Origin of the sequence: Methylobacterium sp. OAE515 (assembly GCF_041806315.1) — a bacterium.
Taxonomy (GTDB): domain Bacteria; phylum Pseudomonadota; class Alphaproteobacteria; order Rhizobiales; family Beijerinckiaceae; genus Methylobacterium; species Methylobacterium tardum.
The window spans coordinates 5,192,218-5,203,449 of record NZ_JBGMUV010000001.1 but is presented as its reverse complement, the minus strand read 5'-3'; the positions used below and the strand labels follow the sequence as shown (position 1 = coordinate 5,203,449).

Sequence of the window (11,232 nt, the reverse complement as noted above, 5' to 3'; positions counted from 1 at the left end):
CTCCGCACGCATATCCTGAGGTGCCGAAGTGCGGCGGAGATCTCGAAGGAGGGCTCGGAGATCCCGTCTCCTTCAAGCATCGCTGACGCGGGCAACTCAGGATGCAGGTGAGAACTGCCAGATCACACGCACTCCGAAGTCGTCGCGGCCTAAAGCGACAGGCTCAGCCCGTCATGGGCTACCGTCCACCCGGCTTTCTCCACATCCGCCCGCTCGGCCGAGCCTTCGACCAACACCGGGTTGGTGTTGTTGATGTGGACGAAGATGCGGCGTCCGATCTCCACGCCCGCGAGGGCGTCGATCGAGCCGCCGTCGCCGCGCATGGGAACGTGCCCCATGCGCCAGCCGGTCTTCGTGCCGACCCCGGCGCGGATCATGTCGTCGTCGTGCAGAACGGTCCCGTCGAAGAGCAGCGCATCGACGCCGGCGATCCGCTCCCGCAATCCGTCGGTGACGCGGGCGCAACCCGGGATGTAGGCGAGGCGCCGGCCGCCGGCTTCGATCAGCGCGCCGACCGTCGTCTCGGTCTCGGCGCCGATCTCCATCGTCTCGTCCTCCAGCCAGAGCGGCACCTTGCCGGGAACCGGGAAGAGGGTGACGGACAGGCCGGGAAGAGGCTCGAAGCGCTGATCCATGCCGATCGGCTGTCGGGCGACCACGCCGTCCGCCATCACGTCGAAAACCCGGTTGGCGTTGACAGAGTCGAGAATGCCGCGCGTGGCGTAAAGTGTGTAGGGCTGACCTTCTCGGAGCGTGAGCAGGCCCGCCACGTGGTCGACGTCCCCGTTCGTCAGGAGCACGGCGCGGATCGGCGAGTGGCGCAGACCCTCGCGCGGGTGCATCTGGGGATTGTCGAAGAGCTGTTGCCGGATGTCCGGCGAGGCGTTGATCAGCAGCCAATCCGACCCGTCCGCGGAGACCGCGATGCTCGACTGGGTCCGGGGCCGCACCCGGCCTGGCTCGGACCGCGCCAGCGTGCAGATGGGGCAGCGGCAATTCCACTGGGGAAGGCCGCCGCCGGCCGCGGAACCGAGGATCACGACGCGCATGGTGCGGCTCCCGAGATCCCCGGCCCGTTAAACTCAGTTGAAGGTGTCGATCTCGGCCGACTCGTAGCTCGTCACTTCCATGCCGACGCAGATCTCGGACACGATCGGGGCAGCCCACTTCATGGTGTTTCTCCTTCGCGACATCTACACCGAGCGTCACGCGGTTCCTAAGAGGACCCTAAGACACTGATGGCGCTCTCATTTCCGGCGCGAGAGAGGTATCGACGATTCAGCTGCGCGCTTCAAGCACTAACTTGCCGGATCCTCCCAAATTTTTCGTGAGAGACTTCCTAACCCTCCGGAAACCATCGAGAAATGCGCGCCCCTGCGACTTAAGTACAGTGGCTCACTGACGGAAGTCGGGTCCGCGCAACTCGAGCATGAATCCTTTGCCGCGCACGGTGACCAGACTCGGACCGCCGAAACGAACAAAATCGGCCATCTTCGAGCGTAGATAGCCGATATAGACATCGACCACGTTCAGGGAGAGGCCGCCCTGGCTGGCCCAGAGCCGTTCGAAGATGTCGGCCCGGGAAACCGGCTTGCCGATGCTCTCCATCAGCATGGCGAGGAGGTCGGCCTCGCGGGGCGTGAGGCGCGCGCTGGCCTCGCCGCAGCTCGCCTGCCGCGTGTCGAGGTCGAGCATCAGCTTGCCGGCCGTGATGCGCGAGCGCGGCGCCTCCGCCTGCTCACGGCGCATGAGATGCGTGCGGAGCCTTGCCACCAGCTCGTCGAATTCGAACGGCTTGATGATGTAGTCGTCGGCGCCGAGGGCCAGCCCCTCGGCCCGGTCGCGGATCTCGTCGCGGGCGGAGAGGAAAAGGATCGCTCCGGGGAAGCCGCCCTCGCGCAGGGACCGGCACACGTCGTGGCCGGATCCGTCCGGCAGGTTGATATCGAGAAGCACGGCACCGGGCGCGGGATCATGCGCGGCCTTGAGCGCCTCGTCCACGCAGGCCGCGGTCCCGACCTCGAACCCCTCGGCCTCCAATCCACGGGCCAGGAGCCCGCGGATGTCGACATCGTCCTCGACGATCAGGATCCGCGTCATGCGGCCGACTCCTTCACCTGCGCGCCGCCGGCGGCGTGTCCGGCGGCCTGCGCATCCCATGCCGGATCGAGCGCCGGAAGATCCAGGCTGACGCGGGCTCCGCGCCCGTCCGGCCCGGCGCCGAGCCGGATCGTCCCACCGTGCTGCTCGACGATCCAGCGCGCCAGGGCGAGGCCGATGCCGAAACCGGTCTCGTCCGGGCCGGCACTCTTCCCCCGGCGGAACCGCTCGAACAGCTCGGCTTCCGAGGCGTCGAAGCCGGGTCCGTCATCCGTCACGGTGATCCGTCCGACCGGCCCGGGTCCTGCCGCCAGCGCGACCTCGACCCGGGACAAACCGGCGGCGTGGCGCAGCGCGTTGTCGACGAGGCTCTCGACGGTCTGGCGGATCCATTCCCGGTCGGCGAGGCATTCGACGTCGCGCGTGCCGGGATCCAGCGTCAGGCCGACCCGGCGGCGCGTGGCCTCGGACGCCATGTTGTCCACCGCCTCCGACAGGACGAGGGCGAGCCCGAGGGGGTGCTTGTCGAACGCGATCTCGCCCGATTCTGACCGGGCAACCCGCAGCAGATCCTCGACGCGCAGCTTCAGCCGCTGCGCCCGCTTCTTGATCGTCGCGAAGACCGGTCCCGGGTCGCCCCCCCGGGACGCGCTCCGAAGGGCGAGGTCGCACTCGCCGAGGATCACCGTCAGGGGCGTGCGCAGCTCGTGGCTGACATCGGCGAAGAAGCGCCGCCGCGACTGATCGACGGCCTCCAGGCGGGCGTTGGCGGCGCGCAGGTCGGCGGTGCGCGCCGCCACGGTATCCTCCAGCGCGGCCCGATCCGCCGCCAAGCGCGTTTCCCGCCGAGCAAGGCGGGCGGCCATGCGGTTGACGTTGGTCATCAGCAGGCCGAGCTCGTCGCGAGTTGCCACGGACAGCCGCGTGTCGAGAGCGCCGCGGCCGATGGCGCTCGCCGCCCGGCGCACCTCCTCGATGCGCGCGAGCGTCGGACGGGTGACGCCACGGTAGAGGATCGCGAGCAGGACCAGGGCAGCCGCCACGGCCGAGGCCGCAGCGACCCGCAGGCGCTCCGAGAGCGCCCGGGCCTGCTCAGACCCCAAGGCCATGCTGCGCCGCTCGGCCTCGATCAGGAACGAGAGCGGCTGGCCGGTCATGGCGCCGAACCCGTTCAGCGCCCCCTTGATCGCGTCCTGGCGCCGCTCCGGATCGGTCTGGCGGCTGATCAGCGCCACCTGCCGGTCGAGAACCGCGCGGGCGGCCCGCAGCTGCGCCATGGGACGCGTGCGCGCCGCGTACTGCATCCGGTCGGCCGGATCATCGGACGGCGGAAAACTCCTGGCCAGGGCTTCGTCGACCGTGGTCAGAGCCCGGTCGGCATTGTCACGGGCGATCGCCATCGCCTCCGGCTGGTTATCGGGATTGCTCACGGTCTCTACGGCCGCGAGGCCGAACTGGGTGAGGCGGCCGGACAATTCGGCCAGCAGCTCCAAACGACGCTGCGCCTCGAGTGTGCGGTCGACCGACCGCTCCGCGGCCCCGATCGCCGCCAAAGCCGCAGCCGCGGCCAACACCACCACGATGGCCGTGCCACCGAGCAGCAGCGCGAAGCGGACCTTCAGCGAGCGCATGGTTTCGGTCCCGCACTCAGAGGAGAGGCGAGCATGTCACCGTCTGGCGGGAGAACCAAGGCGCCGTCACAGATCCTTCGGCACGCTGCCCTTGGCAGCGCAGCGCCAGCGCTCGACATGCCATTCGGGATGCGCCGCCTGCCAAGTCGCCAGCGCGCTCTGCGAGTTGCGCAGGCACACGAAGGGGCTCGACTTCTCGAACGACATCTCGATCTGGTCTTCGCGGCAGGTCGAGGGCTGGGCGACGAGGCAGATCGACAGCAGCAACAGCATGGACGCGTCCCCGGCTTGCCGGCCTCGAACGGGCCGGCTTGCTGGGGAGCATAGGACGGCGTCACGCCCCTTGCCCAGGCGGCGTCAGGCCGCGACCCAGATCTCGCCCTTGGCGATGGTCGCGAGGTCGCCTGAGTAGCGGCGCAGCGGCTTTCCAAGGAGGTCGCCGTGCTCGGCGCTGACGCCGCGCAGGGCCGTGGCCAGCAGGCGCAGGAACACGAGGTCGTGCGTCCCTGTCTCCACGAAGGTCGCAGCCATCCGCCCGTGCGATCCCAGGACGAGCGTCCCGCGGCGCATGCCGAGACCCGGATGGTCGCCGACCGCGAGAGCCGCCAAAGTACCGGCAATCATGCGCGAACCCGCGAAGGCGCCCGCACGGCCGGCCACGATGGTCCCGCGCCGCATCCGATCGCCGAGATGCGCCCCGGCGCTGCCCCGGATGACCAGCGTCGCACCGTCGAGCCCCGCCTTGGCGGCGTAGACCGCGCCGCCCGCGTAATCCCCGGCATCACCCTCGACGGTGATCGTGCCACCGGTGGCCCCGGAAGCCGCGTAGGGACCTGCGTTCCCGATGACCGTCAGGCTGCCGCCGACCATACCGGCGCCGAGGCGCTGCCCGACATCGCCGACGACGCGGATCGTGCCGTCCGACAGGGATGCGCCGACGCGGTCCAGACGTTCGTGGCCGCCGTCGATGGTCAGCGTTTTGGAGCCGTCGAGGGAGACGGCGAAACAGTCGCCGAGACGTACGCCCGTCCGGCTGGTTCCAACCTCCAGGCGTTCGGCCTCGCTCTGCGAGAGGCCGCTGAGCGCCAGCGGGTTGATGGCGAGAAAATCCAGCCGCTCGGGCGGGGCCGCGCGTAGGGTGAGGGTGCTCACAGCTCAGCCCTCCGGCTTGGCGTCGTTGCGCGCGATGAGGTCGCGCAGATGGTAGTGGTGGCGGCCGAGATTGCCGCCGTAATTGCCGGCCGTGACAGCGATCAAGCCGTGCTTGCCGCCGATCTCGGTGGCGGCGTGCAGGCCGGCGCGCATCGAATCTGACACGCCCTGCGAGGTGAGGGCGTCGATCACGATCTCCAGCACCACGCCGCATTCCGCCGGGAGCGCCGAGCCGGCGCGGCCCTTCAGGGTCGGGCAGTAGGCGTCGTTGGTCGAGGCCATCATGCCCTTGGTCCGGCCGCCGACCTTCGATCCGGAGCGGACAATGCCGCCCGGGAACGGCAGGATCGCACCCGGGACCGCCTTGGCGGCCTCGACGGCGATCTCGGCGACCTTCAGCGTCTCGGCGTGGTTGCGGCCGAGGAACAGCAGGTTTCCGCCGCCGACCGCGCCGTCGACGGCCCGGACAGAGTCCTCACAGAGGAATTCGCCATCCATCACCGGGATGCGCCAGTAGCGCCGGGCCTTGCCAGTGGCGTCGGGCAGGCGCTTGGCCACCGCGAAGCCGTCACCGAAGTAGCGGATCGCGCCGCCGAGCTTGATCTTGGTCGGCCCGTCGACGCCCGCGTAGCAGGCGGTGCCCGGGCAGGTCAGGATGCACTGGCCGACGCGCTTGATCAGTTGGTCCTTGAGTCCGTTCGGCTCGAAGCCGAACAGAAGGATGCGCACGCCCGGCCGCCCGTCAGGCGTCTCCTCGGGCGACAGCTCAGCGTCGATGCCGGCCTCGGCGCCGCAGCCGATGACCGAGGTGGCGAAGCCGGTCATCGTGGTCGCGGCGATCATCGCCCACTTGGCGGTGTCGTTCGTGACGATGATGGCCGTGCCGGCCACATCGAACGCCTCCGCGAAGGTGTCGACGACCGGGATGCCGTTGAGGGTGAGGTCAGACATCGTTCTTCCCGCGGCTCGCCCCGCTGATCACACCCGGCATGGCACCGCCTCGAAATTCTCGGTCCCCTCGCCGAAGGCCGCGTCGGGCACGGCGAAGCTGTCGAGACCCTCGCCGAAGCGTTCCGTGAGGTAGGTGTCGGCGCGCTTCGCCATGGCCTTGTCGGACTCCACGGTCAGCGACAGCGTGCGGCCCGCGCGCCACTCCACGACCTCGCCGTCCTCGACGATCGGCACGCCGTCCTTCAGGACGAGCTTGGCGGCGGTGAACATCGCGGTGCGGTCGGTGTCGTCGCGGTAGACCGCGATGTCCGCCCGGGCACCGGCCCGCAGGTGGCCGCGGTCGGCGAGGCCGAGGAGCTTCGCCGGTCCGGACCGGGTCAGCTGCGCGATCTCCGAGAGCGTGTACTCGCGCTCCAGCCCCGGAAGGCTCGAGCGCTCGCCGACCACGCTCGGCAGCGTCGCGGTCTCGCGGTCGCGCTCCGACTTGTCCATCAGCAGGTGGATGATGCGCGGGTACTGGGTGAACGGACCGCCGTTCGGGTGGTCGGTGGTCAGGATCGTCCGCTCCGGGTCGGTGGAGAGCAGCATGATCTCCAGGCCGATCGCCCATTGCAGCGAGCTGGTCGGGCCTCGGGGCCGGTAGAGGAACGGCACCACGCCGCCGCCCTCGGCGTCGCCCGCGTTCAAAACCCACTTCTTCGGCTTGGCGCCCTTCCGGCCGGCGAACTGGCGGAGGATGTCGAGGGACACGGTCACGGTCTGGCCGAACACGACCTGCCCGATATCGAGGGTGGCGTTCGGGTTGTCGGTGATCGCCTGCGCGATCCGCTCGGCGGCCGAGCGGAAGCCGCCGGTGCCGGGATTGGCCGGGTCGACTGCGCCGTAGGCGTAGAACTGCGCGTGGGCGAAGTGGATGCGCCGGCCCTCCGCCGCGTCGAGCGTCGCCATGAAGCTGTCGTCGGCGCCGGGCAGGCCGAGGTTGTTGCAGTGGACGTGCAGCGGGTGCGGGACGCCGATCTCCTCGACCGCGTCGAGGAGCGAACCCATGATCTGCCGGGTCGAGAGCCCGTAGCAGGGGATCTCGTCGTCGAGGGACAGGCGCAGGGCGCCGTCCTTGAAAGCCGAGGCGCCGCCCGCGTTGATGCACTTCACTCCGAGGCCGCGCGACTGGGCGACCGACAGGGCGACGAGGTCGCGCACGGCGTTGCCGCCCTGGCGCTCGCGCAGGAGCTGCAGGAGCTGGTCGTCGTTGCCCATCACGGTGAGCGCGCCGCGGTCGAGCAGCGGGATGTCGGCGAGTTCGAGCTGCGTGCCGAGCGCGTGGGTCGGCGGCATCGCCGGCTCGACGGCCGTGGTGTAGCCCATCCGCGCGTAGGTCGAGCCGATCCAGGCCGCCGCCCCGCCCGCGTGGGCGAAGGGGTGGCCGTCGGGCGCCGCCTCGCTGACGTAGAGGTCGGGCAGGAGCAGCCGCGAGGTGATCACGTTGCCGCCGGCGATGTGCGAGTGCACCTCGACGCCGCCGGCCATGACCACGCAGCCCGCGGCGTCGATCACAGCGTCGGGCTCGCGGCCCGGCGGATCGATGACGCGGCCGTCCTCGATCCAGACGTCGCCCACGGAATCGCGGGACGCGGTCGGATCGACGACGCGCCCGCCCCGGATCACGCTCAGCATACGGGTTCACTCCTCGACGCGGCCGGGCCCGTGACCAGGCGCTCCTTGAGGGCGCCCAGCACCGACGCGGCCGACGGCAGATCCGACGGCACCGAGGCCGGCCAGAAGGTCAGCGCGGCGCGCTGCTCGTTCCACAACACGCCGCCATGGTCGCGGCCGGGCTGGCCGACGGCGATCACCACCTCGGCGGCCTGCGCCTCGCCGTCGGCGACCAGCGCGACGGCCGGGACGTTCGACAGCCAGTCCGGGCGCGAAACCGGGACGGCGCCGATCCAGAGGACGGCATCGACCTCGCCGGCGGCGACCTGGCGGGCGGCGTCGAAGCGCCAGGGATCATGCTCGGGCACGCGGCGCCCGAAGCCGCTGCGCGGCGCCTGCCCGGTGAGCCAGGCCGAGACCGGCACCACTGCGCGGTCCTGACCGGTGCCGCCGACCGCGAGGGTGAAGCAGCGCGTGGTCTCGCTGAGCTCCATGGCGAGGCCCTGCAGCATCTCGATGCCGGCCTCGCCGAGCTCGGCGGCGTCGTACAGGAGGACGCCGTACTGGGCGGCGGCGAGCCGGGCGGCGATCTGGGCAGGGAGGTCATCGCCGGCGAGGTGGCCGCGGGCGTGGGCACGCAAGACGCCGACAGCCTCGGTCAGCCCGCCCTCGGCCGGCCAGGACAGCGACGCGGTGGCGTTGGCGCCGACGGCCAGCAGGGCGCGCTCCGATCCGGCGGCGCGACCGCGGCCGGGCTTGTCGTCGATCAGGCGCTTCAGGAGCGGCGCCTGCCAGGGGGCGGCGCCCACCACCAGCACCACGTCGGCGCGCCCGACGGCCTCGGCGGGCGTCGAGGTCAGCGCCCCGACCCGGCTTAGCGCTCCGAGTTCCGCGTAGGTGCCGGCCGAGCCGGCGGTGTCGACGGAGGCACCGATGCGCCCCGCGAGATCGTAGGCCGCGCGGATCGCGGCCACGTCGGCGCTGAGGCCGGCGATCACCGGCGCGCGCGCTTTGGCGAGCAGGGATGCGGCCGCCTCAATGGCGGTGCCCGCGTCCGTCGCGCCGCCCTTCACCCAGGCTGCCATGCTCCCTCTCGCAACGTTCTTGCTTGGTTTCGGAGCGGGCGACGGCCGTAAGACCGGACGAAGCGGGTGCCCCTCAAGCCCGAGGGTTCCCCACCGAATCGGAATGGCTCATCCGCCCGGCATATCCGGGCAGGCGGCAAACTCGGCACGCCGTCGCGGGCCTAGGTTTGCCTTCATCCGCGCACCGCGGCAAGGGGGTCTGGCGGCGATGCGCCTCGGGAAGTGGATTGCGCGGACCGGTTCGCCGCTTTGCGACCGTGTGAGCTGGATCCCGGATCGCACGCCACCAGCGCTGCCTGCGGCCATAGCCAGGATGGTTTTCACGTCACGGACTTTTCCGGACCGACGCGGCGACGGGGAGGACGAACCGGGACCGCGGCCGGGAATTGCCGTGGCAGCGGCGCGATCCGCGCGTATCCACGTTGCCCGACCCGGAGCCACGTGTGACAAGCGCGCCGCGCATGCGCCGGGCCTGCGGGATTCGAGGGAAGTGTGTTGGGCGAGGTCCCCGAACGGAACGAGATGACGGCGGACGGCGCCGTGCGGGTCGAGGCGCCGGCACGGCTGCATTTCGGGTTCCTGGACCTGCATGGCGGTCTCGGCCGCCGCTTCGGCAGCATCGGCCTCGCCATCGACGCGCCGTCCCTGGCCCTGACTGCCCGCCGGGCGGCCAGGCTCGACGTAACGGGACCCGAAGCTGACCGCGTACGCGGCTACGTCGAGGCCGCAGCCGCCCATCTCGGGCGCGGCGGCGATGTGGCCATTGATGTCGAGCGGGTGATCCCGGCCCATGCCGGGTTCGGCTCGGGCACGCAGCTCGCCCTCGCAGTGGCGGCCGCGATGGCGCGCCTGAACGGCGAGCCCTTCGCGGCGGACGCCTTCGCGGCGACTTTGGACCGGGGCAACCGCTCCGGTGTCGGCCTCTGCGCCTTCACGGAGGGCGGCCTGATCGTCGACGGCGGCCGCGGCGCGGATGGCGGCCCGCCGCCGGTCATCGCGCGTCTGCCCTATCCCGAAGCTTGGCGGGTCGTCCTGATCCTTGATCCGAGCATGGCCGGCGTGCACGGCACGCGCGAGGTCGAGGCGTTCCGCGACCTGCCGCGCTTCCCCGAGGCGCAGGCGGCCGAGATCTGCCGGATCGCGCTGATGCAGGTCCTGCCCGCCGTCGCCCTGGCGGAGCCGCAGGGCTTCGGCGCCGGCATCACCCGGATCCAGACGCTGATCGGCGACCATTTCGCGCCCCATCAGGGCGGCCGCTACGCCAGCGCCGCGGTCGCGGAGGCGCTGGCCAGCGTCGCCGCGCAGGGCATCGTGGGCTACGGCCAGTCCTCCTGGGGGCCGACCGGCTTCGCGCTGGTCGCGTCCGAAGCCGAGGCCCGCGCTCTGGTGGGCGACCTCGACCGGGGCGGCCCCCTCCGGTTCGTCATCGCCCGCGGCCGCAACAATGGCGCTTCGGTAACCGGCCCCGTCTGAGCTCGCCGATAGTCCCCAGGAGACCGCCGTCATTCCGGGGCACCGCAGGCGAGCCCGGAATCCAAGCACGCCGACGAAGCAGCCTTGCTGAGCGCGCCGCGCAGCTCTCGCTTCCGGGCCGTGCTTCGCAGTCCCGGAATGACGGCGCTGTCGGATAGAGTCGCGGTTCTGCTCACGCGTTCGGGCCTCGAGGCCAGACGCCCCGGGCTTGACCCGGGGCGCCGCTCCGGGTTTGGACGGAGGGAAGGCGCCTCTGTCGCGCGCCGCACGAGGATTCCATGGCCCGCTCGATCCTCCACATGCTGACGCCGCTCCGGCACATGAGCCCGTTCGACGTGAACATGGCCGTGGATGCCGGCTTTGAGACGGTGGTGACCTACACCGAGGTCAGCCTCGCCGACGTGGTCTCGCTGACCCAGGATTCGATCTTCTCGCGGTCGCCGGCCGACGGGACGCGAACGGGCATCTTCATCGGCGGCAAGAACGCCGAGGACGCCCTCGACATGGTCGACCGCGCCAAGAAGGCCTTCGTGCCGCCCTTCGTGAACCACGTCTTCGCCGATCCGGCGGGCTCGTTCACCACCGGCGCCGCCATGGTGGCGCAGGTCTCCCGTGCCCTGCGGCAGAAGTTCAACACCGACCTCACGGGCAAGCGCATCGTGATCTTCGGCGGTGCGGGCGTCGTCGCGTACGTGGCCGCAGTGATCGGCGCCCTGCAGGGCGCCACCACCGTTCTGGTCGGCCATGACGGCGAGGAGCGCGTCTCGAAGATCGCCTTCACGATGAAGTGGCGCTTCGGCATCGAGGTCGGCGCCGTCGACGGCACGACGCCGGACGATCGCCGCGCCGCCATCCGCGACGCCGACGTCATCCTCTCCGCCGGGCCGGCGGGCATCCCGATCCTCACCGCGGCGGATCTGGAATCGGCGCCGAAACTCCTCGTCGCCTCGGACGTCAACGCCGTGCCGCCCGCCGGCATCGCGGGGATCGACGTCAATGCGGTCGACGTGGCCTTGCCGACCGGAAAGGGCGTCGGAATCGGCGCGCTGGCGGTCGGCAACGTGAAGTATCAGACGCAGCGGCGCCTGTTCGACCGGATGCTCGCCTCCGATACGCCGCTGTGCCTCGACTTCCGCGACGCCTACGAACTCGCCGTGGAGATCGCCGGCTAGGCCGCTCCGGCACCG

Annotated in this window: 11 protein-coding genes; 2 read left to right on the top strand and 9 right to left on the bottom strand. The window is 71.0% G+C overall.

The window, feature by feature from the left end; genetic code table 11:
- Nucleotides 1–149: 149 nt before the first annotated feature.
- From pqqB to ABIE45_RS25345, 9 genes are all read right to left on the bottom strand, one after another.
- On the bottom strand, nucleotides 150–1,049 hold the full coding sequence (pqqB, locus tag ABIE45_RS25385) for a pyrroloquinoline quinone biosynthesis protein PqqB (protein WP_192710806.1): 900 nt from the start codon (nucleotides 1,047–1,049) through the stop codon (nucleotides 150–152).
- A 33-nt stretch (nucleotides 1,050–1,082) separates the two neighbouring features.
- The gene (gene pqqA, locus ABIE45_RS25380; RefSeq protein ID WP_012317526.1) at nucleotides 1,083–1,172 is read right to left on the bottom strand and encodes a pyrroloquinoline quinone precursor peptide PqqA; all 90 of its coding nucleotides are present in this window, start codon (nucleotides 1,170–1,172) and stop codon (nucleotides 1,083–1,085) included.
- Nucleotides 1,173–1,395: 223 nt separating this feature from the next.
- A complete protein-coding gene (locus ABIE45_RS25375; RefSeq protein ID WP_192710805.1) occupies nucleotides 1,396–2,100 on the bottom strand; it encodes a response regulator transcription factor in 705 nt (234 codons plus the stop codon).
- Nucleotides 2,097–3,731 carry an ATP-binding protein gene (locus ABIE45_RS25370; RefSeq protein ID WP_192710804.1) on the bottom strand — a complete coding sequence of 545 codons (1,635 nt, stop codon included), beginning with the start codon at nucleotides 3,729–3,731 and terminating at the stop codon, nucleotides 2,097–2,099. Before ABIE45_RS25370 ends, ABIE45_RS25375 begins: the two co-directional genes overlap by 4 nt.
- 66 nt (nucleotides 3,732–3,797) lie before the next feature.
- Nucleotides 3,798–4,004, bottom strand: coding sequence for a hypothetical protein (locus ABIE45_RS25365; RefSeq protein WP_192710803.1), 207 nt, complete (start codon nucleotides 4,002–4,004; stop codon nucleotides 3,798–3,800).
- A gap of 84 nt (nucleotides 4,005–4,088) precedes the next feature.
- Nucleotides 4,089–4,883: a formylmethanofuran dehydrogenase subunit C gene (locus tag ABIE45_RS25360; protein WP_192710802.1), complete on the bottom strand. Its 795-nt coding sequence runs from the start codon at nucleotides 4,881–4,883 to the stop codon at nucleotides 4,089–4,091.
- A 3-nt stretch (nucleotides 4,884–4,886) separates the two neighbouring features.
- Entirely contained in the window at nucleotides 4,887–5,834 is a 948-nt protein-coding gene (fhcD, locus tag ABIE45_RS25355; RefSeq protein ID WP_192710801.1) for a formylmethanofuran--tetrahydromethanopterin N-formyltransferase, read from the bottom strand.
- 27 nt (nucleotides 5,835–5,861) lie between these two features.
- The gene (locus ABIE45_RS25350; protein WP_192710800.1) at nucleotides 5,862–7,508 is read right to left on the bottom strand and encodes a formylmethanofuran dehydrogenase subunit A; all 1,647 of its coding nucleotides are present in this window, start codon (nucleotides 7,506–7,508) and stop codon (nucleotides 5,862–5,864) included.
- Nucleotides 7,502–8,572: a formyltransferase gene (locus ABIE45_RS25345; protein WP_192710799.1), complete on the bottom strand. Its 1,071-nt coding sequence runs from the start codon at nucleotides 8,570–8,572 to the stop codon at nucleotides 7,502–7,504. The genes ABIE45_RS25350 and ABIE45_RS25345 overlap by 7 nt, the downstream gene beginning before the upstream one ends.
- Nucleotides 8,573–9,094: 522 nt before the next feature.
- On the opposite strand from ABIE45_RS25345, the gene ABIE45_RS25340 reads away from it, so the two are divergent.
- Both ABIE45_RS25340 and ABIE45_RS25335 read left to right on the top strand, forming a co-directional pair.
- The gene (locus ABIE45_RS25340; RefSeq protein WP_373622643.1) at nucleotides 9,095–10,045 is read left to right on the top strand and encodes a beta-ribofuranosylaminobenzene 5'-phosphate synthase family protein; all 951 of its coding nucleotides are present in this window, start codon (nucleotides 9,095–9,097) and stop codon (nucleotides 10,043–10,045) included.
- A 278-nt stretch (nucleotides 10,046–10,323) separates the two neighbouring features.
- Entirely contained in the window at nucleotides 10,324–11,217 is an 894-nt protein-coding gene (locus tag ABIE45_RS25335) for an NAD(P)-dependent methylenetetrahydromethanopterin dehydrogenase (RefSeq protein ID WP_192710797.1), read from the top strand.
- Nucleotides 11,218–11,232: the final 15 nt, after the last annotated feature.

Coding starts and splice junctions, on each gene's coding strand:
- ABIE45_RS25335 (WP_192710797.1), top strand. CDS start 10,324: ATGGCCCGCTCGATCCTCCACATGCTGACGCCGCTCCGGCACATGAGC.
- fhcD (WP_192710801.1), bottom strand. CDS start 5,834: ATGTCTGACCTCACCCTCAACGGCATCCCGGTCGTCGACACCTTCGCG.
- ABIE45_RS25365 (WP_192710803.1), bottom strand. CDS start 4,004: ATGCTGTTGCTGCTGTCGATCTGCCTCGTCGCCCAGCCCTCGACCTGC.
- ABIE45_RS25375 (WP_192710805.1), bottom strand. CDS start 2,100: ATGACGCGGATCCTGATCGTCGAGGACGATGTCGACATCCGCGGGCTC.
- pqqA (WP_012317526.1), bottom strand. CDS start 1,172: ATGAAGTGGGCTGCCCCGATCGTGTCCGAGATCTGCGTCGGCATGGAA.
- pqqB (WP_192710806.1), bottom strand. CDS start 1,049: ATGCGCGTCGTGATCCTCGGTTCCGCGGCCGGCGGCGGCCTTCCCCAG.
- ABIE45_RS25370 (WP_192710804.1), bottom strand. CDS start 3,731: ATGCGCTCGCTGAAGGTCCGCTTCGCGCTGCTGCTCGGTGGCACGGCC.
- ABIE45_RS25340 (WP_373622643.1), top strand. CDS start 9,095: ATGACGGCGGACGGCGCCGTGCGGGTCGAGGCGCCGGCACGGCTGCAT.
- ABIE45_RS25345 (WP_192710799.1), bottom strand. CDS start 8,572: ATGGCAGCCTGGGTGAAGGGCGGCGCGACGGACGCGGGCACCGCCATT.
- ABIE45_RS25350 (WP_192710800.1), bottom strand. CDS start 7,508: ATGCTGAGCGTGATCCGGGGCGGGCGCGTCGTCGATCCGACCGCGTCC.